The organism is Halomonas sp. Bachu 37 (assembly GCF_039691755.1).
Lineage (GTDB): Bacteria > Pseudomonadota > Gammaproteobacteria > Pseudomonadales > Halomonadaceae > Vreelandella > Vreelandella kashgarensis.
Genome location: NZ_CP137552.1, coordinates 1928925 through 1947657, shown reverse-complemented (window position 1 = coordinate 1947657; position 18733 = coordinate 1928925). Strand labels below are relative to the sequence as shown.

Genomic DNA, 18733 nt, shown 5'->3' with positions numbered 1-18733 from the left:
AGCAAGAGGCCGCCGGCAATACGTGTGTTCAGTTTGCTGCGCTGCTGGGCGACGCCAGGGCCAGTTACCGTAGCGCGGTTAGTCTGACTTGCGTGCGGCTTCTGCGAGCAGGTCTGCATAATCGTTCAGTAACCATGAAATCGACATGGGAGTAGGGTTGGCCGCCGTGCCCAGCGGGGTATTGCCGAGCATGACAATGGCGCCGTTTTCCACCACCGGTAAGCGGGAGGTGAGCGGATGCGAGTTGAGCTGTTCGATCAGCGGTTGGCCGCCGTAGGTGACCAGAATATCCACATCGTTGAGCTCGTCGATCAGCTCGGAGCTGATTTCGCCGGCGAACTTACCGGGCGTGGAGTTCTGCTTGACCACGTCGGGGGACGCCAGCCCCAGGTCGTGGAAAAACCGCACCCGGGCGTCGTTGTCGGTGTAGAACGAAATGCGCCCCAGGTTGGTGGGGTCAAGGTGGGTCACGAACATGGCCGTCTTGCCCGCAAGTTCGGGATGGTTGTCGGCGGTGTCGGCAATCTGCGCCTCGAGTTCTTCGACGAGCGCCTGGCCTTCCTCCGCCATGCCTATGCTGTTCAGGCGGATCATGTCGCGCCAGTCGGTCGCCCAAGGGCCTTCTGGGTAGGCCACTACCGGGGCAATCTGGCTCAAGGTGGTGTAATCCGCCTGACTAAGCCCCGAGTAGGCGGCCAGAATCACATCGGGCCGGCTTTCGGCCACGGCTTCAAAATCGATGCCGTCGCCTTCATCGAATAGGGCGGGGGGCGTGGCGTCCAGCGCTTCAAGTCGGGCATCCACCCAGGGCAGCAGGCCGTTGCCGTCGTCGTCGCCAAAGTTGGCGGCGGCAAAACCGACCGGCACCACGCCAAGCGCCAGTGGTACTTCGTGATTGGCCCAGGCCACGGTGGCTATTCGCTCGGGTTTTCCTGTGAGCACGGTGGTGCCCAGGGCGTGGTCGATTTCAAGAGGGTATTGCTGCGCACCGACTGGCGCAGCGCCGAGGCCGCACGCAGCAAGAAGCGCCACACAGGCGCTCAGATGTCTATGGAACAGGGCCATAGCCTTCTCCAAAAGCTTAAGACATAAATAACGAATAATTCTCACTGAGTGGTAAGCACGCAGCGTCTAGATATATGACCGATAGTCCAGGCGATACATGTCGCCACTGTGTATTATAATTATTATCAAAAGTTCAACTAAATGATTGTGATTGACATTATCACTCTTGACTCGGGGATGCTAGCTTCGGATACTCTGTCGGCCTTTCAAAAGAGAATCACAAGGCGCAAGGGTAGGTTTATTCATTCAAGGGATCTTCAACATGACTGATAGCAATAGCACAGTCCGGCGCAACGCAAGTCGGGTACGGTGGCAGCAGACCACTACCGCCATTCTGTGCGGCACAACGCTGGTGAGTATTCCCATGCTCGGGAGCGCTCAGGAAACCGGCGAAGGCGGTGACGATAACGAGGGATATCGTCTCGCCCCCATTATCGTCAACGCCCAGGCCTACGCTGATGATGATGCCAATTCGATAGTAGCTCAGGAGCTTTGGGTGGGTGGTAAGGTCGCCACCAGTATTCTTGATACACCTGCCTCCGTGTCGGTCATTACTGAGAAAGAGATTGAGCAGCGCAACGCCTCTACCACCGAGGAAGTGCTGCAATATACGCCAGGCGTCCTCACCGATTATTACGGTACCGATGACCGTAATGACTATTTTAAAATTCGCGGATTCCAGGCGACTACCTACCGTGATGGGCTGACGCAAGGCTCGATGCGCGGTGTACGCGAAGAGCCTTACGCCTACGAGCGCGTTGAAGTATTGCGCGGCGCCAACTCCACCCTGTTTGGCCCGGCGGATCCAGGTGGCTCGGTCAACTTCGTGAGCAAGCGGCCACGCTTTGAGCGGTTTGGGGAGGGCTATCTCTCCTACGGTTCATTCGATGCAAAAGAGGCTGGCTTAGATGTGGGTGACACGCTAAACGCTGACGAGACAGTCGCCTACCGTTTCACCGGCACTATCCGGGACAGCGATCGGGAATACGATCACTCCAAGGACAACAACGGCTTCTTGATGGGCGGCCTGGCCTGGGAGCCGACAGATTACACCTCAGCAAGCGTTATCTTCGATTACCTGAAGCGTGATGATACCCCCAATAGCGGTGGTTATCCGCTTGACCGGGAGTATGGCCGCGACGAGTTCTTTGGCGAGCCTGGCTTCAACTATCACGATGTCGAGCGTACCAGCCTCACCGGGCAGCTCACCCACGATTTCGACAACGGCCTGACCCTGCGGGGCAACCTGCGTTACAGCGACCTGACCGACGACTTCGGTTACGTTTATATCACTGACTCTGCGGCGCGGGTCGGTAGCGTGGTGGATCGTGATTACTTCGGCACCGACAACGAAGCCCAGGAAGTGATCGGCAACGCTATCCTGCAATACGACGCCCGCTTTGACTGGGTTGATAGCAGCACGCTTGTGGGAGTCGAGTATCGCGATGCCTCAACCGAAGACAGCTCGTTTTACGGCGATGCGACCTCCATCGATATCGAAAATCCTGTCTTTAGCGGCGCGCCGAGCAGCCTGAATGTCTATAGCAGCAATAAGCAGGACTACACCACCAAGTCGCTCTTCCTGACACAGAACCTGTCCTTCTATGATCGGTTCATTGTGACAGCGGGTGCGCGCAACGACTCACTGGATGTCTCCGGTACCAACATGGCCGGTGTCACCGATTCCGATGACTTCTCCGAGACCTCACTTCGCGGTGCGCTGACCTATCGCGTCACCGACGAAGTTTCCGCCTATGTCAGCATGGTGGAATCTGTCGCACCGCCCACGATCGGCGTCGAGCCTGAACGGGGTGAACAGTACGAAATTGGTGCGAAATATTCTCCCTTTGGTACGAATGCGCTGTTTTCGGCAGCTATCTATGACCTGACCAGGGACGACGTCACTATTGCGGTCGTGCAGGACAATGGCGTGATCGAACGGGAAACCATCGGCGAATCCCGCGTTCGAGGACTTGACCTGGAGGCCAAGGTCGAGCTGACCGACGACTTGAGCCTGACCGGCGGTTATTCCTATATGGAGTCGGAAGTGGTACGCGACAGCAATGCAGCCAGAGAGGGTAACGAGTTCACCGCAGCACCGAAACATACGGCGTCGCTGTGGGCTCATTACACGCTTCCGAATCAGGATATGAGTGTTGGGCTCGGCGCCCGCTATGTTGATTCCTACTACTTCGATGCCGCCAATACGTCCAAGAGCGATGCGGCAACGCTCTTTGATGCGGCTTTCAGCTACCAGCTCACCCAGGACGCCGACCTGGCCGTCAATGTCAGCAACCTGCTTGACGAGCAGCACGTGGTCGGGTCAGGCACGGCTGACTACTACAATCCGGGGCGCGAAATCACCGCAAAAGTGAGCTATCGCTGGTGATGGTATGTTTCCCATATCCTGAGGCGCAGCGCGGCTATTGCTGGCAGCGACTATTGCTGAGTTGATTGGCCCGCGCTGCGTTCAGCCCAACTGCTGTTGATAGAAGAAGCGCAGCATTTCCTTGGTGGCATTCGGGCCCTTGGGATCGGTATAGGTTCCCTGCGCACTGCCTCCCGACCAGGCGTGGCCTGAGCCCTGTATCCACCACTGCTCCAGCCGCGGCTCGCCTTTCTCGTCTAAATGCGTAGTTCGCGTATAGGCATGGCCATTGGTCACCCGGCCTTGCTCGACCGTGATTCTAGCGTTTCCCCCACGTTCGCTCTTCGTCTTATTACTCTTGCGCGTGGCGATGTACTGAGCGGCAACGCGATCCGCATTACTGGGGTGTACGGTCGTGTCGCGGTCGCCATGAAAAATGATGGCAGGCACCTGTGACGCCCACCCGGTCTCCCGCGCTGCGCCGCCGCCCAAGGGGCCCGTGCCGCCCTGCATCGCACCCAGGGCATCGGGGAGGCTCTGCGCCACGCCGTGGGGGAGCCCGGAGTGGACGCCCACCGCCGCGAAGAGATCCGGGTAGGTCATTGCCAGGGTCGTTGCCATGGCGCCGCCCGCCGAGAGCCCGGCGACATAGACCCGGCTCGCATCGAGTCCGTGGGTGTCGATCACCTCTCGGGTCATGCCGGCCAAGATCGCCGGCTCACCGCCCTCGCGTTGCTGGTCTTCGGCCTTGAACCAGTTCCAGCACTTCGAGCTGTTGGCACTCATTGGCTGGGCTGGATAGAGCACGCAGCACAGCTGCTCTTCAGCCAGCCGGTTCATGTTGGTGCCGGCGGCGAAGTCATCGGGATTCTGCGTGCAACCATGCAGCATGACCACAAGCGGTAGTGCCTGGCCGTGATGGCCGCTGGGGATATACAGCTTGTAGTCGCGCGTGCCGACATGATTGCTGAAGCGACCGGCTGTAAACGCGCCCGGCTGTGCTTTCTCAAAAGTACCCTTGGCATGCTCGGGCTGTGCTCTCTCAAACTGCGCTGCGGTGTCGCGAAACTTGAGCCACGTCTCGCGCCATGCGGCAGGCACTCCCATATCGCCATTCGGGAACCCGTCAGTGGTTGAACCCTCCGCTCCTTTCGACCAACCGGGCTTCGACTCCGTTACTTCTTCATCGACGACATGCCAGCTTCCCTCGTAGGTATTGCCCTCGAAATTATCCGGCGTTTCGTCATTGCTCGCCTCATCCTTTCCCCCGGGCATCGCTCCCTGCAGTATGGCCATGGCCTCGTGCAGCTTTCCGGCCCGCGTTAGCCGCGTCGCTTCTTCCATTCGCTTCGCCATCGTTGCATCGATCATCGTCGCTATTCCTGATTCAGTGGATTCGGTCCGCCAGGGCGGCCTTGACCGCCCGGCTGGCATGCAGAGCGCCCAGCACGACCACCGACTCGATGGTGGCGCGGGCAAGCTCCGGTGATACGTCGTCGGCGATGCTGGCCATGCCCAGGACCTGAATCTGCAGCTTCTCGCCCGCCTTCTGCAGGGCTTCCAGATCCTCACGGCTGTAATGCTCCAGCCCCAGCACGAAGGCCTTGCGGGTCACGGTCTCCTTGACCACTTCGGCATGGGTCGCCAACTGGTTACGAATGGCCGTGCGGATCAGGTCGGTGCGATTGGAGTAAAACCCTTCCTGAACCAGGAGATCGATCTGCCCCAGGTCGACGACCCCCAGGTTGATGGTGATCTTTTCGCTGGAGTCGCCGGTCTTGCGGCGCAGTTCATGCACGCTCATGGGTTATGCCTCGTTGATCTGCTATCGGGGAATCATTCAGGCGGCTATTTAGCCATCCGTATACCATCCATATGGATGGTATATTAGGCTGGTTGGGCTAAATAACAAGATGCACTATCCAATCTCGCCTGAAAAATCCCGATTACCCGAGCGACGAGCATCCGCAAACGCGCCGACAGGGGGCGTCAATGGGGCACATCAGGGGGCGGCAATGCCCAGCTGAATATGGCTGAGGTGAGCGTCTCTAACGCTACTGGGTTTACGTGGCGCGATTTTGGGCTATACAGAGAGGGAGTATTGACCAAGGAGGTGTTATGACTCGCACGGCACGTGTCGAACCCATCACAGAAGAGCGAGAAGACAGCATTCTGGTGTCAGGATGGCGGGTGGTTGATATAAGCGACCCGAACGGTCCCGCCGAGGTTTCCCGCCATGACAACGAGCCCGATGCCATCGAGGCCGCACGCAGTTTCGAGCGCGCTACCTCGAACGAACCCGGCTCGGACCCTGACGACAATCAGGACTATGACGGCGGTGAAATATACGATAACGAGTACTGACGGCTGGCATTGCTTGGCGTTCGCGGCACTTAACGTTATCGTTTTAGTCTTCTCCTATTGATAACTGCTCTTTTTGATAACTGCCGATTCTGTAATGAAACTCGACCTTTACCAAGTGGACGCCTTTGCATCCAAGCCCTTCGAGGGTAACCCGGCGGCGGTCTGTCCGCTGGAAACTTGGCTCGATGATGCCCTGATGCAGGCTATCGCTGCCGAGAACAACCTTTCGGAAACCGCCTTTTTTGTGCCCACGGAAACCGGCTATCACCTGCGCTGGTTCACACCGTCTGTCGAGGTGGATTTATGCGGCCATGCCACGCTGGCGACAGCGTGGGTGATATTCAATGCGCTTGGTGAGACCGCGGAGACGCTTTACTTCGAGACGCGCAGCGGCGAGCTTTCGGTGCAACGTGAAGGCGACGAACTGGTCATGGATTTTCCAGCCAAAACGCTCAAGCCGTTGGCAATGGAAGCCGAAGTAGCCGCAGCTCTGGGAATTCGCGAGATCGAGGAACTGCTGATTTCCGATGATATCGTGGCCGTGGTTAGCGAGGCCAAGCTGATCGAGTCGCTGGCACCCGATATGCAGCGGTTGAAGCTGCTGCCGGGGCGTGGCATTGCCGTTACCGCCAAAGGCAGCGATGTGGATTTTGTCTCGCGCTGGTTCGGCCCCAAGGCGGGAGTGGAGGAAGACCCGGTAACCGGCTCGGCCCATACTTCGCTGGCACCATACTGGGCAGCCAAGCTGGATAAAACGTGCCTGATCGCCCAGCAGGGCGGGCAACGCAAAGGGCAGCTAACCTGCGAAGTGAAAGGCGAGCGCGTAATGATAAAAGGGCAGGTGGCGCCTTATTTCAAAGGCGTCATTACATTACCGAGTCCGCAATCAACATGATCCCAGGCAGTTTCGTCGCCACTAGCGAACCGCTATACGGCAGAGCAGAGGGGCGAAGTTACGCTAACCGGTAATCGTCGGGTCGTCTATGTCGAAAGTATCTTTCGGCCTCAACTTCGAGTCGGGCGTTGGCTCGGGAGCGGCCAGAACAGCAGCTTCAAGCTGGTCTTTTTGTAGTGTCGCCAAGGCGATTTGATAACAATCTTCGACGTGACTGTTGCCCATGTATTTCATGGCGGTATAGCTGATGCCGCCTGCCACGGCGCTGCCGACGAAGGGTACGAACTTCGTCACTCCCTTGGCGGCTACTCGGCCTGCCATTCTGTTGAGAAGCATCACGATCAGTTTTCTGGTGATGTATTTCCCGGCCATCTTGCTTCCGGTATTTGAAATGGCCGTCATCACGAATAGCTTTGATTCGGTATCGAGCCCTTCGATCTGTTCAGGCGATAAACCGAATTTTTCATTAATCTTGGGTATCAGTCGCATCAATATGGCAACGTCCGAACCCACATCCAGGCCAGGTACGGGAACCATGGCGGTGCCGGCTGATAGTCTTGAACTCCTCGTTACCATCGTATGACAGGAGCTTCTGACTTCTTCGAGTTCTGCTAATGACTCGATCATGTACGGCCTCCAGGGATAAATAGCAGTAAAGACGGCGATTCCACGTCCGCCGCCTTCACGTTTCTGGATGATCGCCTCAATCATCGCTATCCGGTGTTACACGCCAGACGGCATTGGTCAGGTCGTCGGCAATGAGGAGGGCGCCGTTGGGGTCAACGGTCACGCCGACCGGCCGCCCGCGAGTCTTGCCCTCATCGGTAAGGAATCCAGACACGAAATCGATGGGGTCGCCGTCGGGCTGACCATTGCTGAAAGGCACAAAGACCACCTTGTAGCCCACGGGATCAGCGCGGTTCCAGCTGCCGTGTTCGCCGATGAATATCCCTTCCGCGAATTCATCGCCCATGGCGGGTGTGGAGAAAGCAAGACCGAGCGGTGCTACATGCGAGCCCAGGCTGTAATCGGGCACAATCGCTGAATCCACTTTTTCAAGATCCTGTGGCCGTACGCGTGGGTCCACATTCTGACCCCAGTAACTGTAGGGCCAGCCGTAGAACCCACCTTCCTGAACGGTAGTGAGATAGTCGGGGACCAGGTCCGGTCCCAGCTCGTCGCGCTCGTTTACCACTGCCCACAGCTGGTCCGTCTCGGGCTGGATGGCCAGCGCAGTAGGATTGCGCAAGCCCGTCGCGTACGGCTTGTGCGCCCCACTGCGGGCATCGATCTGCCACACTTCGGCCCGGTCGACTTCCGCCGTCATGCCGCGTTCGGTGATGTTGCTGTTGGAGCCGATACCCACAAAGAGAAAACGTCCATTGGCGCTGGCGGTCATCGCCTTGGTCCAGTGGTGGTTGATTGCGGAAGGTAGCTTCGCAATCTCTTCAGGCGGCCCGCTGGCCTGGGTCTGGCCCTCCTCGTAATCGAAGCGTACCAGCGCATCCTGATTGGCCACGAACAGGTCGTTATTCACCAGAGCCAGCCCGTAAGGCGCGTTGAGGTCCTCGGCAAAAACTGTCTGTTCTTCATAGGTACCCTCGCCGTCGTTATCCCGCAGCAGGGTCAAGCGGTCACCGCTCTCGACTGAGGTGGTCCCCTTTGACTTGATGATACCGGCGATGAAGTCCTTGGGCTTCAGTGGCGGTGCATTGCCGCCTCTGCCTTCGGCCACCAGGATATCGCCATTGGGCAGTACCAAGGTCTGGCGGGGCACCTTGAGGCCGGTGGCAATAGCCGTGATGGTATAGCCGTCGGGTACTGTCGGTTGCTGATTGCCCCATTCCACTGGTTCGGGAACCGTCATGTCGGGCAACAGTCCGCGCTGCGGCTCTGGAAGGTCGGGGTTGGGGCCATACTGCTGTTGCGTATCCGCGACACTGTTTGTGCTTGCGGCCAGGAAAAGCGACAGGCTGCTGAGGTAAAAGAGGCGGGAAATCTTCATTGCTTACCTCCGGCGCCGAGACGAAAGAAACCGATCCCGGCAGCCAAACATGCCAGTACGGTGAGAACGATCGAGAGAATGAAACCCGTGGGCATCATCGCCCAGGCGTCCCGGGCATGGATCAGCGCATTGATGAAGCCGACAATCCAGGTAATCAACAGCAGTAATACGTAAAAGAGGGGCAGTCCGTGTCGGCGGTCGGAGTGGAGGAATAATCCGACAACCGCCGCCAGGAGCGCGAGGCCGGTAAAAACGAGACCGCCGATATTCAACCAGGAAGCGAAGGTGCCCCACTGAATGTGGTAGCTGGTCGAGTAAGCGTAGTCGCTCAATGCGGCGCCAAGAAAGAGAGGAATGGTTCCCGCGAGAAATATTGCATGAAGCGGATGCAATCCGCTTCGATAAGGTCGGTCGGGGACTGTCACGGCAAGCTCCTTTTGCTGTTCGAGCAGAATTCTGCGTCTGGCCGGCTCTCGTGCTGCAAGCCACGTACCAAGGGCGATAGCGTAAGCATTCGGCCGGAGTATAGTTGACGCGAGAAGTGTTAACCAAAAGACCCTGCGATGCCGCACGCTATTTGGCGGCTTATTGGTCAAGAAATAATGCTTGTTCTGATCATGAGTGATGAAGGATTTCAGGCTGCGCCTTGCTTCGATAGAAAAGGTGGGCTGTACTTTGTCCCATTACCGGGTCCCACCACGGGCTGTGTCGGCGACATGCCAAGACAGGGAAAGCTGGTCGAGTCCAGCTTGGCAAGTGGTGAGGAATGACGACTCATTTCACTGAATAAGGCATGTATGAAAGTCAACGGCGCATGGCTTGCGTGGGTAGTGTTGGTAGTGGCGTTCACATTCGCAAGCTTCGGCATGGCGCAGGAGCAGAGCGATGATGTCGAGACTGCACAGTGGTTCTCCGTCGATTCGTTGAATGCCGGGCTTGGTGAGGTACCCGACGAGGTCAAGCGGAGAACACCACGCGAATCGATCCGCAGTTTTCTAGAGCTTGTCGAGAACGAGGATTTCGCGTCGGCGGCCCATATCCTCAATCTTTCCGAAATGCCTCGTGAAGAGCAGCAGCAGAGAGGGCCGCAGTTAGCCAGACAGTTGTCCGAAGTACTCAAGCGTGGCGAGTGGCTTAACGTTTCCAGCCTCTCGGGACGCCAGGATGCTGCTATTCAGAGCTCAGCGGGGGAGAATCCGCTGGCAGGTCAGCCACGCCGCAACATCGAGTTGGCGTCGCTCAAGGCCGATGGCCAAGCTTATGATATTCGTCTGGGGCGGTTTCGGGTTGATGACCAGGACCCTGTCTGGCTGATCATGCCAGACAGTATTTCGTCGATCCCACTGCTTTACGAGGATTACGGTCCTTCAATGGTGGAAAAGTATATTCCGCAGCGTTTGAAGGCTTCGTTTGGAATGCTCAGGCTGTGGGAATGGATTGCCATTCCAGTTTTCCTGCTGTTGATCGCCGCGGTGGGGTGGGGGGTTTATGCTGCTGTCGGGCTGATAGCGCACTGGTTGCACGGTAGCGTATTCACTATTTTTCTCAGTCGAATTCAGATGCCGATGTCGCTTATCGTCATGTCGGTGGTTACCCAGATACTGCTGAACTATGTGGTGTCTTTCTCGGCCGTGGCAACCACATCATTCAGAGTCCTGCTGATTGCCATTCTGGCGTGGGGGGCCGGCACTATCGCGCTTCGCTTCGTTGATACCCTCATGCTGAAAATGACTCGGCACCTGGTGGGTGAGATCGATGACAACAAGTCCAAGGATGACCGTAAGTTACTGACTTCACTTTATGCGCTGCGGCGGTTCATCATCTTGTTCACGGTGATCGCCGTTTCGGTTTACATACTCAGTCAGATCCAGCTTTTCGAAACGTTAGGTCTGTCCTTGCTGGCGTCGGCCAGTGTATTGGCGGTACTGGTGGGGATTGCGGGTCAGGCTGTACTCGGCAATATACTTTCCTCGTTCCAATTGTCGCTGGCAAAACCCATCCGTATCGGCGACCTGATAATGTTTGAAGGGCAGTGGTGCTATGTCGAAGGCATTTTCTACACCTTCATTCGCTTGCGAGTCTGGGACGAGCGTCGGTTGATCGTGCCGGTTACCTATTTCGTTTCCAAGCCTTTCGAGAACCTCTCGGTCGAGAGTGCGAAGATGTACCGTAGCATGGAGCTGATCCTGCACTTGAGTGCCGATATCGAGCTTCTTAGAGAAAAATTCCTGGAATACGCCAAGGATGAAGACAATGTGATCGAGCATCATAAGCTGTTGCTCTACGTGACGGGACAAACCGAGACGACTCAGAAAATCACAGGCTATCTCATGTCGTCGGACCCGATGTCGGGCTGGATGGCGGAAATGAATGTGCGTGAGAAAATCATGACCTTCATTCGCAATGAACATCCCGAATGGTGGCCAAGAGAAGTGGTAGTAGTCGGCCAGAACGATATCGCTATCGGTGAAAAGCCGAGGGTTCGCATGTCATCAGCGCCAAAAAAATCTGAAGAAGTCCCATCTGAAGACGGCTCATCGAAAAAGGACTCATCGAAAAAGGACTCATCGGAAGAAAACCAATCATGAGCGGCATGTCGCCAGGACATTCTCTTGATTTGCCCTGGCTTGCTAAAACCTCTACCGTACGCTCGCTGGCGCAGTAAGGCGTATATTGCCCCCACAGCGCTGAAAATAGTGTTTTTTATCCGGTTCAGGTAGCGTGTTCATGCCCATTCACGCCTTTGGTTATCTGCTGGTCGTCATACTGCTTTTTGCCGGGAATCTGCTGGTAGGTAAGCTGGCGACGGACAGCTTGCCACCGCTGACCTTGGCGCTGGGGCGAATGCTGGTCGCGTTTCTCGCGGTGCTGGCCTGCTTTGGCCATGCCGCGTGGCGGCAGCGGCACCACCTGCGCGAGCAGGTCAAGGCGCTGGCGGTCATGGCGGTCACCGGGATGGCGTTGTTCAATGCCACGCTCTACTCGGCGTTGCAGACATCCGAGGCGGCCAATGTCGCGGTCCTGGAAAGCTTGATACCGGCCGTGACTGCGCTGATGATGGCGCTATTCTTCCGCGAGCGGCTCGGCGGCATCAAATGGCTGGGCATCCTGCTGTCTGCCTTGGGTGCTTCCTGGGTGGTGACACAAGGCGAGCCATGGGTCATATTGCAGCGCCTGCAGATCGGTGATGCCTACGTAGGGGGGGCCATCGCTTCCTGGGTGCTTTATTCGCTGGCAGCGCGTCAATGGCTGGGCAGAGTTCCCTTCTATGCTTCCTTGGTACCGATGACGGGCATGGCGGTCCTGTTTCTTCTTCCCCTGGCCGTATTGGAAAATATTCTCTCTGACGTCAGCTGGCAGCTCGATGGCGGGGCTATTGGCGCCATGCTGTATCTGGGACTCGGGCCCTCCTTGGTGGCGTTGCTCTGTTATAACCGAGCATTACTGCTGGTCGGCCCCAGTCGAACGGCAACTTCACTCAACTTGCTGCCCGTGGCGACCATGGCGCTTGGCTATGGCGTGCTGGGGCTGCCTGTCAGCATCCACCAGCTTACCGGCGCGTTCATGGTGATCGTCGGGGTCTCGATGGTGACGCTCAACTTTCGTCGTCGGCACACTCTCTATCAAGGCAATGACGCCCTATGAGCATTACTCCTTTCCAGGCGCTGGCCTGCCCCCTCGATGGCGATCCACTACAGTTTGACGGCGGCGGGTGGCGCTGTGCAGCAGGGCATGCTTTCGATATCGCCAAGCAGGGCTATGTCAATCTGCTGCCGGTGCAGCAGAAGCGCTCCGGTGACCCGGGCGACAGCAAGGTCATGGTGGCCGCAAGGCAGCGCTTTCTTGACGCGGGGCATTATCAGCCGGTCGCGGATGCCGTTAGCGAAACGGTGCTGAGCGGCAGCTCAAGCAGGGCACCGCTCAGTTGCCTGGACGCAGGCTGTGGCGAAGGCTACTACTTGCGACGGCTGGCCGCCGCCGCGCCGGCTACCCGACCGCTGTCGCTGATAGGGCTGGATATCTCCAAGTGGGCGGTATTGGCCGCCGCGAAGCAGGATGCAAGGCGAACGCCTCAAGCTCGCTGGGTGGTGGGTGGCAATGCCAGCCTGCCCGTGCAGTCGGGTACGCTGGATAGGCTCATGTGCCTGTTCGGCTTCCCGGTCCATGGCGAGTTCGCCCGGGTGCTGAAACCCGGCGGCAAGTTGCTTCAAGTCGAGGCGGGGCCAGGCCACCTGCGCGAGCTACGCGAGATTATCTACCCGGTATTGAAACCCGAGCGCGCAAGCCACGTTGACAAGCTGGAAGGCTTCGTCCACCAGGACACGCAAGATATCCGCTATTCGCTAGAGCTCGATGGGGCAGAGACGATTGCCGACCTGCTGGCGATGACGCCGCATTTCTACCGCGCCAGTCCTGAAGGGCGCGAACGGGCGGCAGCGCTCGAGGCGCTCAAGGTGACGGTGGACGTGCGGATAACGACGTGGATGCGCGACTAGCAAACGCAACAAGGCCCGCATGAGCGGGCCTTGTAACCGAACCCCGAAGGATTCGAGCAAACTGCTAACAATAAATGTTAGGAGATTTGCTTGATGTTGGACGCCTGAAGGCCTTTCTTGCCCTGGGTGACGTCAAACGAAACGTTTGCGCCTTCCTGCAGGGATTTGAAGCCATCGGACTGAATTTCGGAGAAGTGGGCAAACAGGTCTTCGCCACCATCGGAAGGAGCGATGAAACCAAAACCTTTAGTATCGTTGAACCACTTGACTGTGCCAGTAGACATAATAAATCCTCTCGCGCAAATGCGCTGTATGAAGTTCCTGGTGTTACCCAGAGTAATAGCGGATAAAACAAGGAATACAATTACAGGCTGCCGAAAAGATATCGTACGCTTCTGAAACCATGCTGCTTGCTAATCAACTGGCGCCACAGTGTCATGCATTGCCCGGCGGGTCAAAGGTTATCGTGTTTATTTTGCTGATAGCCTTGTGGAGACGCGACGAAGATCATGATCGCTCGGGACTTATCGCAACCTGACGATCTCGCCAGAAGCAGGCGAGCATCCACAAGAATACGGGAACATTCATCAACAGGCCGTAGAGCAACGGCACCAGGCCGATGGCCGGTTGCTGCAGGATGACGAAAGCCACCATCATCGCCACACCAGCGTTCTGTACGCCGACTTCGACGGTGATGGCGCGCACGCTCGCATGGGGCAGGCGCAATCGGCGTGCCGCCAAGTGGCCCAGGGCCATGCCCAGGACACACATCAGCAGCACGGCCAGTGTCTCGATGCTCAGTAGCATGGGCAGCCGCTCGGCGTGGCTTACGAATAGCGCCAACACCACCGCGATCATGGCCAACCCGGTGAGTACCTTCACCTTGGGCAGTATCCATTCCAGGGGGCGCTCGCCGAGCGCGCGGCGCAACAGCATGCCGGTGAGTACCGGCACCAGCGTGACCAGCAAAAGCTGCCCCACGGTATGCCAGTAGGGCAGTGAAATACCCTGGCCATCCAGACCCAGTTGCTCCAGGTTCCAGCCCATGATCAACGGCAGGGTGAAGGGGGCGAGCACGGCGGCGATGGCGGTCAGGCTGACTGACAGGGCCAGATCGCCCTGCACCAGGAAGCTGAACATGTTCGACGTGGCGCCGCCGGGTACCAGCGATACCAGCAGCAAGCCGGCGGCGGCCAGCGGAGGTAGCGGTAATAGCAGGACGAGCGCCCAGGCGAGCAGTGGTAACGCAATGATCTGCAGGCCGGTACCCAGTAGTATGCGGCGCGGATGACGCCAGGTGTGGGTGAAGTCGGCTCTGGTCAAGTTGAGGCCCATCGCCATCATCACGCTGGCGAGTACCCAGGGCAGTAATACTTGGGACAACCATTCGGCGGACATCCGGACTCCTTGCTGTGGCTTGATCTTTCTGGTGTCATCGTTCGTTCAGGGTGGCCGTGGCGTTCGAGCTGTTACCATAGTATTAGACCCAGAAACGAAACCACAGTATCTAGCCGTGGGTTAGGCTTCCCCCCATTAAATCAGAGAACGAATGACCAGTATCCGCAACATTCAAGACACCTCAGCCATGAGCAGAGCGAAGATCTGGTGGCAGACGCTGCGCCCGCGCACTCTTCCGGCTGCAGTGGGCCCGGTGCTGCTGGGCCAGGCGTTGGTGGCGCCCGGTAGCTTTTCCTGGTTGATCGCACTGCTGTGCCTGGTCTGCGCGCTATCGTTGCAGGTAGCGGTGAATCTGGCCAATGATCTCTTCGATGGGCTTTCAGGGGTAGACCAACCCGACCGTCTGGGGCCTGTACGCGCCATGGAGTCAGGTTTGTTGAGTGCCGCTGAGCTGCGGAGAGGATTGATGCTGACACTGGTCATTGCCGTGACGGCGGGGCTGTGGTTAGTCATCTTCGGCCACTGGTTACTTTGGTGGCTGGGTGGGCTATCGATCCTGGGTGTGCTGGGTTACAGCGGTGGGCGGCGGCCCTATGCCAACCGAGGTCTAGGAGAGGTCGCTGTGTGGCTGTTCTTCGGCCCTGTAGCGGTGCTGGGCAGCCTGCTGGCCCAACAGAGCCCGATCGATGCCGAGGCGGTAATGGCTGCCGTGCTGATAGGACTGCCGGTGGCCGCTATCCTGGTGGTCAATAATCTGCGTGATCGCCATACGGATGCTCGCGCCGGGAAGTTGACCTTGGCGGTACGCCTGGGCCCGAGTGCCACCCGTGGCCTGTTTGCCGCCTTGACTCTGGTGCCATTACTGGTAACGCCAGCCGTGGCGCATTCGCCTTGGTTATGGGCGGCATGGGGTATCGCTTGCGTGGCGGCATTGGCGCTGAACAGGAAATGTTGGCGATACGATGGAGCGTCACTTAACCCGGTGTTGGGGCAAACGGCACTCTATTCGCTGGTGATGGCGGCCTGGCTGGGGGTGCGCCTTGTACCCGCCAGCGTGTAGTCAGTTTACCAATGTGACCATTACCGGAGCGGTGCCGCGGTGGATCATGCCGAGCTCCCTGGCAGCGCTCTTGGACAGGTCAATGATGCGCCCTTTTACATAGGGTCCACGATCGTTGATCAGCACTTCCACTTCCTGACCGGTATCCGGCCGAGAGACCAGAACCTTGGTGCCGAAGGGCAGGCTTGGGTGGGCGGCGGTCAACGCTTGCTGGTTGAAGCTCTCACCACTGGCGGTAGTGGCGCCTTGGAAGCGGTCGCTATAGTAGGAAGCAACGCCTTCCTGAGGCTTGGCGGTCGTGCTGTGCGCGGAAGCACTACCGACTGTTCCGGCGATTAGTAGAGTCGCCAGGAATACACTGTTGATCAATTTGCTTTGGGTTCCCATAGGGATACCTCATGGTTCTCGTGTAGCGGATTTCGCGTTCATCGATGAGGAGCCGGATAGGCAGGGCAATTTTAGCCTTCCTGGCAAGATTGGGCAAATTTTGCAAGATCGATGCAGATCGCGACAGTTGCGAGACGTTGCGCTGGGTTCAATTATTTCGTCTGTTATTCAGTCGGTTAACCTGGACGCAAGGAGAGCAATTGCTAGGATGGAATTTTGCAATGCAGCAGAGGTGGCGTGCCGTAAGCTCGGAAAATCGAGTCGCTTCCACTGAAGCCGGGGGCGGGGAAGGAGCAAATTTGCAAGCGGGGTTCAATCGTTTAGCCTGCTAGGATTCGTGTGAGGCTGCACCATTTACACAGCCCATTTTTCTACAGCTAAAAGGATAACGCTGTAATGCCCAACCCTGTTCTGATGAACTTGCTCTTCGTCGGTGTGGCCCTGGTGGCCGGGATGCTGATGCCATTTCAAGCCCCCAGCAATGCCGCCCTGGGACGAGCTCTCGGGCATCCGTTCTGGGCGTCCGCCGTTTCGCTGCTGGTCAGTTTTCTGCTGGTACTGGTGATGCTCTTGGTGTTGCGAGCCCCGGCACCAGCGGTTACCCAGACCTTTCACTTGCCCCCGTGGGTCTGGATCGGCGGCTTCGTAGGCGTGTTCTATGTCAGTGCTTCGCTGATTCTGGCGCCCCACCTTGGCGCCACCGGCTTGATGGTGTGCCTGATCGCCGGGCAGATACTTGCCTCATTGGTGATCGATCACTTCGGCCTGGTAGGCCTGCCCCGGCGTCCGGCCAGTGCCGCCCGGCTGGTGGGAATCGTCGTGATGCTGGTAGGGGTGGCAATCGTGCTGGCAACATCTTCCAGCGCCCCGGTCGCGGCCGGTAAATAGCGGTCTTCCGAGAGCTTAGCCATAGCCCAGCGCCGTCTGCAGGCGTTGAGCGTTGGCGGCGACCCAGCTCGGGTCGATGGCGCCCCACTCAAGAATGCGATACTGGCCGCTATTGTGGCGCTCTCCCTCGGTTTTCTCGAACTCGCACACGATGTCCAGCTCCGCCAGCGAGACGATGGTGTCCTGGGCGGTGCGTCTTGGCATGCCGGTGGCTTCGATCAGCGCGGGAACGCTTGCGACACCCTGGTCGATCAGGTACGCCACGTACAGGCGGCGGTAGAAGCTGGACTTGGTCTTGCTGAGAGCACTAGCCATGAGAATTCCCGAAGTCAAAATCGAATGAGCATTCTAGCGGAATAGATCGCCCTGGGGATGGGGCGGGCGAAACGACTGGGTATCAAGGCCCATTTCCGTGCGGTCCTGCAGCCCCAGCCGGCGGCTGGCGCGCCTGAAACGTTGATTGATCATGTCGGCGAAAACACCTTCGCCACGAAAACGGTGGCCGAAGCGGGCGTCATAATCCTTGCCGCCGCGGCATTGGCGAATCAGGCTCATGACCTTGGCGGCACGCTCCGGGTAGTGAGCCTCGAGCCAGGCTTCGAAGAGCGGCGCCACTTCATGGGGCAGTCGCAGCAGCATCCAGTTGGCGGTACGCGCGCCGGCTCGGCTAGCGGCCTCCAGCAGGTCTTCCAGTTCATGATCGGTCAACCCCGGAATCACTGGAGAAACCAAGGCGCCCACGGGAATACTGGCCGTGTTCAGCTCCTCCATGATGCGCAAGCGCGCCCGAGGCCCGGCCGTGCGCGGCTCCAGTGTGCGTTTCAGCTGGTTATCCAGGCTGGTCAGGCTGATGAATACCCTTACCAGGCGCTGCTCCGCCATTGCCGAGAGGAGCTCCAGGTCGCGCAGGATCAACGAGCTCTTGGTGACCAAGGTGACGGGATGACGGCACTCCAGCAGCAGCTCCAGCAATTGCCGGGTAGTGCGTCGCTCGGCCTCGAGCGGCTGATAGCAGTCGGTATTTCCGGACAAGTTGATAGGGCGACAGACGTAGCCGGGTTTACACAGCTCTTCACGCAGGCGCTCCACCAGGCCGGTGCGGGCGATCAGCTTGGTTTCGAAGTCCAGCCCCGGAGAGTAGTCCCAGTAAGCGTGGCTCGGCCGGGCGAAACAGTAGATACAGCCGTGCTCGCAGCCCCGGTAAGGATTCAACGACCGGTCGAAGGCAAGATCGGGCGAACGATTCCAGGAAAGTGCGCTCTTGCTGGGTTCTTCGCGCACCTGGGTCGGCAACTTGTCGGGGATCGGCTCCTGCCACCAGCCATCGTCTTCCTCGACCACTCGGCTGGGAGCGAAGCGATTGTGCGGGTCGTAGGTGGCCCCGCGCCCCTTGCGCACCGTCTGGCTGGCGCTATCTGGCCGCGGATCGTGCATGCGCCTGCTCCTGTATAAATGCTTTTAAAGCTATATTTATATACAGTATAAAGTGCATTGGCGTATTGGCAAATACAAAACCGGCGGCCTGGAAGGCCGCCGGGACTGGGTTAGGCGCAGCACGTCATGCACAGCGCTACCGAATGAGGCGAGACGAAGCTGGTGCTTCAGAACGCTAGTGTTTCAAAATTACGTAAAACGCGTGAATGATGCCCGGTATGAAGCCGAACAAGGTCAGCAGAATATTCAACCAGAAATGGCCTTTCAGGCCGACCTCCAGAAAAACGCCGACGGGCGGCAGGATAATGGCAAAAATCATCTTGATGGGATCGGTCGCGGTAAATGCCATGAAGCCTCCTTTGCTTCCAGTGAA

At 58.1% G+C, this 18733-nt stretch carries 20 protein-coding genes; 8 read left to right on the top strand and 12 right to left on the bottom strand.

Annotated features, from left to right (window positions below):
• Window positions 1-78: 78 nt before the first annotated feature.
• A complete protein-coding gene (locus R5M92_RS08935; protein WP_346795577.1) occupies window positions 79-1065 on the bottom strand; it encodes an iron-siderophore ABC transporter substrate-binding protein in 987 nt (328 codons plus the stop codon).
• 262 nt (window positions 1066-1327) lie between these two features.
• On the opposite strand from R5M92_RS08935, the gene R5M92_RS08930 reads away from it, so the two are divergent.
• Window positions 1328-3454, top strand: coding sequence for a TonB-dependent siderophore receptor (locus R5M92_RS08930; RefSeq protein WP_346795575.1), 2127 nt, complete (start codon window positions 1328-1330; stop codon window positions 3452-3454).
• A gap of 81 nt (window positions 3455-3535) precedes the next feature.
• On the opposite strand, the gene R5M92_RS08925 is transcribed toward R5M92_RS08930, so the two are convergent.
• A complete protein-coding gene (locus R5M92_RS08925) occupies window positions 3536-4804 on the bottom strand; it encodes a PHB depolymerase family esterase (protein ID WP_346795574.1) in 1269 nt (422 codons plus the stop codon).
• Between the two features lie 16 nt (window positions 4805-4820).
• Window positions 4821-5237: a CopG family transcriptional regulator gene (locus R5M92_RS08920; RefSeq protein ID WP_346795573.1), complete on the bottom strand. Its 417-nt coding sequence runs from the start codon at window positions 5235-5237 to the stop codon at window positions 4821-4823.
• A 314-nt stretch (window positions 5238-5551) separates the two neighbouring features.
• Between R5M92_RS08920 and R5M92_RS08915 the strand changes: the two genes are divergently transcribed.
• Window positions 5552-5797, top strand: coding sequence for a hypothetical protein (locus R5M92_RS08915; protein WP_346795572.1), 246 nt, complete (start codon window positions 5552-5554; stop codon window positions 5795-5797).
• Between the two features lie 94 nt (window positions 5798-5891).
• Complete coding sequence (locus tag R5M92_RS08910) at window positions 5892-6692, top strand: PhzF family phenazine biosynthesis protein (protein WP_346795571.1); 801 nt, start codon at window positions 5892-5894, stop codon at window positions 6690-6692.
• 63 nt (window positions 6693-6755) lie between these two features.
• On the opposite strand, the gene R5M92_RS08905 is transcribed toward R5M92_RS08910, so the two are convergent.
• From R5M92_RS08905 to R5M92_RS08895, 3 genes are read right to left on the bottom strand one after another with little or no spacing between them, the layout of a single operon-like run.
• On the bottom strand, window positions 6756-7403 hold the full coding sequence (locus R5M92_RS08905) for a hypothetical protein (protein WP_346795570.1): 648 nt from the start codon (window positions 7401-7403) through the stop codon (window positions 6756-6758).
• Window positions 7396-8697: a sorbosone dehydrogenase family protein gene (locus tag R5M92_RS08900; RefSeq protein WP_346795569.1), complete on the bottom strand. Its 1302-nt coding sequence runs from the start codon at window positions 8695-8697 to the stop codon at window positions 7396-7398. The genes R5M92_RS08905 and R5M92_RS08900 overlap by 8 nt, the downstream gene beginning before the upstream one ends.
• Entirely contained in the window at window positions 8694-9122 is a 429-nt protein-coding gene (locus R5M92_RS08895; protein ID WP_346795568.1) for a DUF2231 domain-containing protein, read from the bottom strand. The genes R5M92_RS08900 and R5M92_RS08895 overlap by 4 nt, the downstream gene beginning before the upstream one ends.
• Window positions 9123-9494: 372 nt before the next feature.
• Between R5M92_RS08895 and R5M92_RS08890 the strand changes: the two genes are divergently transcribed.
• The 3 genes from R5M92_RS08890 to R5M92_RS08880 all read left to right on the top strand — a co-directional run bounded on the left by R5M92_RS08890 (window position 9495) and on the right by R5M92_RS08880 (window position 13193).
• Window positions 9495-11285 carry a mechanosensitive ion channel family protein gene (locus tag R5M92_RS08890; RefSeq protein ID WP_346795567.1) on the top strand — a complete coding sequence of 597 codons (1791 nt, stop codon included), beginning with the start codon at window positions 9495-9497 and terminating at the stop codon, window positions 11283-11285.
• 139 nt (window positions 11286-11424) lie between these two features.
• Window positions 11425-12342: a DMT family transporter gene (locus R5M92_RS08885; protein WP_346795566.1), complete on the top strand. Its 918-nt coding sequence runs from the start codon at window positions 11425-11427 to the stop codon at window positions 12340-12342.
• Entirely contained in the window at window positions 12339-13193 is an 855-nt protein-coding gene (locus R5M92_RS08880; RefSeq protein ID WP_346795565.1) for a putative RNA methyltransferase, read from the top strand. The genes R5M92_RS08885 and R5M92_RS08880 overlap by 4 nt, the downstream gene beginning before the upstream one ends.
• A gap of 77 nt (window positions 13194-13270) precedes the next feature.
• Here the strand turns inward: R5M92_RS08880 and R5M92_RS08875 are convergent, their stop codons facing one another.
• Window positions 13271-13477 (bottom strand): cold-shock protein, encoded by a 207-nt coding sequence (locus R5M92_RS08875; protein WP_346795564.1) that lies wholly within the window; start codon window positions 13475-13477, stop codon window positions 13271-13273.
• 223 nt (window positions 13478-13700) lie between these two features.
• Window positions 13701-14591: a bile acid:sodium symporter family protein gene (locus tag R5M92_RS08870; protein ID WP_346795563.1), complete on the bottom strand. Its 891-nt coding sequence runs from the start codon at window positions 14589-14591 to the stop codon at window positions 13701-13703.
• A gap of 187 nt (window positions 14592-14778) precedes the next feature.
• On the opposite strand from R5M92_RS08870, the gene menA reads away from it, so the two are divergent.
• Window positions 14779-15651 carry a 1,4-dihydroxy-2-naphthoate octaprenyltransferase gene (gene menA / locus R5M92_RS08865; RefSeq protein WP_346795562.1) on the top strand — a complete coding sequence of 291 codons (873 nt, stop codon included), beginning with the start codon at window positions 14779-14781 and terminating at the stop codon, window positions 15649-15651.
• Here menA and R5M92_RS08860 read toward each other — a convergent pair whose 3' ends face one another.
• Window positions 15652-16038 (bottom strand): septal ring lytic transglycosylase RlpA family protein, encoded by a 387-nt coding sequence (locus tag R5M92_RS08860; protein WP_346795561.1) that lies wholly within the window; start codon window positions 16036-16038, stop codon window positions 15652-15654.
• Between the two features lie 396 nt (window positions 16039-16434).
• Between R5M92_RS08860 and R5M92_RS08855 the strand changes: the two genes are divergently transcribed.
• Window positions 16435-16926 carry a DMT family transporter gene (locus R5M92_RS08855; protein WP_346795560.1) on the top strand — a complete coding sequence of 164 codons (492 nt, stop codon included), beginning with the start codon at window positions 16435-16437 and terminating at the stop codon, window positions 16924-16926.
• Window positions 16927-16941: 15 nt separating this feature from the next.
• Here the strand turns inward: R5M92_RS08855 and R5M92_RS08850 are convergent, their stop codons facing one another.
• The 3 genes from R5M92_RS08850 to R5M92_RS08840 form a co-directional block, all read right to left on the bottom strand.
• Window positions 16942-17241 (bottom strand): winged helix-turn-helix domain-containing protein, encoded by a 300-nt coding sequence (locus R5M92_RS08850; protein ID WP_346795559.1) that lies wholly within the window; start codon window positions 17239-17241, stop codon window positions 16942-16944.
• Window positions 17242-17274: 33 nt separating this feature from the next.
• Window positions 17275-18360 carry a PA0069 family radical SAM protein gene (locus R5M92_RS08845; RefSeq protein ID WP_346795558.1) on the bottom strand — a complete coding sequence of 362 codons (1086 nt, stop codon included), beginning with the start codon at window positions 18358-18360 and terminating at the stop codon, window positions 17275-17277.
• A 175-nt stretch (window positions 18361-18535) separates the two neighbouring features.
• Window positions 18536-18709, bottom strand: a complete 174-nt coding sequence (locus R5M92_RS08840) for a YqaE/Pmp3 family membrane protein (RefSeq protein ID WP_346795557.1) — start codon at window positions 18707-18709, stop codon at window positions 18536-18538.
• Window positions 18710-18733: the final 24 nt, after the last annotated feature.

Bases quoted from the DNA above. Each gene is read 5' to 3' on its own strand.
- R5M92_RS08920 (WP_346795573.1), bottom strand. From the start codon at position 5,237: ATGAGCGTGCATGAACTGCGCCGCAAGACCGGCGACTCCAGCGAAAAG.
- R5M92_RS08905 (WP_346795570.1), bottom strand. From the start codon at position 7,403: ATGATTGAGGCGATCATCCAGAAACGTGAAGGCGGCGGACGTGGAATC.
- R5M92_RS08910 (WP_346795571.1), top strand. From the start codon at position 5,892: ATGAAACTCGACCTTTACCAAGTGGACGCCTTTGCATCCAAGCCCTTC.
- R5M92_RS08870 (WP_346795563.1), bottom strand. From the start codon at position 14,591: ATGTCCGCCGAATGGTTGTCCCAAGTATTACTGCCCTGGGTACTCGCC.
- R5M92_RS08880 (WP_346795565.1), top strand. From the start codon at position 12,339: ATGAGCATTACTCCTTTCCAGGCGCTGGCCTGCCCCCTCGATGGCGAT.
- R5M92_RS08875 (WP_346795564.1), bottom strand. From the start codon at position 13,477: ATGTCTACTGGCACAGTCAAGTGGTTCAACGATACTAAAGGTTTTGGT.
- R5M92_RS08850 (WP_346795559.1), bottom strand. From the start codon at position 17,241: ATGGCTAGTGCTCTCAGCAAGACCAAGTCCAGCTTCTACCGCCGCCTG.
- R5M92_RS08925 (WP_346795574.1), bottom strand. From the start codon at position 4,804: ATGATCGATGCAACGATGGCGAAGCGAATGGAAGAAGCGACGCGGCTA.
- R5M92_RS08840 (WP_346795557.1), bottom strand. From the start codon at position 18,709: ATGGCATTTACCGCGACCGATCCCATCAAGATGATTTTTGCCATTATC.
- R5M92_RS08885 (WP_346795566.1), top strand. From the start codon at position 11,425: ATGCCCATTCACGCCTTTGGTTATCTGCTGGTCGTCATACTGCTTTTT.
- R5M92_RS08845 (WP_346795558.1), bottom strand. From the start codon at position 18,360: ATGCACGATCCGCGGCCAGATAGCGCCAGCCAGACGGTGCGCAAGGGG.
- R5M92_RS08855 (WP_346795560.1), top strand. From the start codon at position 16,435: ATGCCCAACCCTGTTCTGATGAACTTGCTCTTCGTCGGTGTGGCCCTG.
- R5M92_RS08915 (WP_346795572.1), top strand. From the start codon at position 5,552: ATGACTCGCACGGCACGTGTCGAACCCATCACAGAAGAGCGAGAAGAC.
- R5M92_RS08890 (WP_346795567.1), top strand. From the start codon at position 9,495: ATGAAAGTCAACGGCGCATGGCTTGCGTGGGTAGTGTTGGTAGTGGCG.
- R5M92_RS08900 (WP_346795569.1), bottom strand. From the start codon at position 8,697: ATGAAGATTTCCCGCCTCTTTTACCTCAGCAGCCTGTCGCTTTTCCTG.
- R5M92_RS08935 (WP_346795577.1), bottom strand. From the start codon at position 1,065: ATGGCCCTGTTCCATAGACATCTGAGCGCCTGTGTGGCGCTTCTTGCT.
- R5M92_RS08930 (WP_346795575.1), top strand. From the start codon at position 1,328: ATGACTGATAGCAATAGCACAGTCCGGCGCAACGCAAGTCGGGTACGG.
- R5M92_RS08860 (WP_346795561.1), bottom strand. From the start codon at position 16,038: ATGGGAACCCAAAGCAAATTGATCAACAGTGTATTCCTGGCGACTCTA.
- menA (WP_346795562.1), top strand. From the start codon at position 14,779: ATGAGCAGAGCGAAGATCTGGTGGCAGACGCTGCGCCCGCGCACTCTT.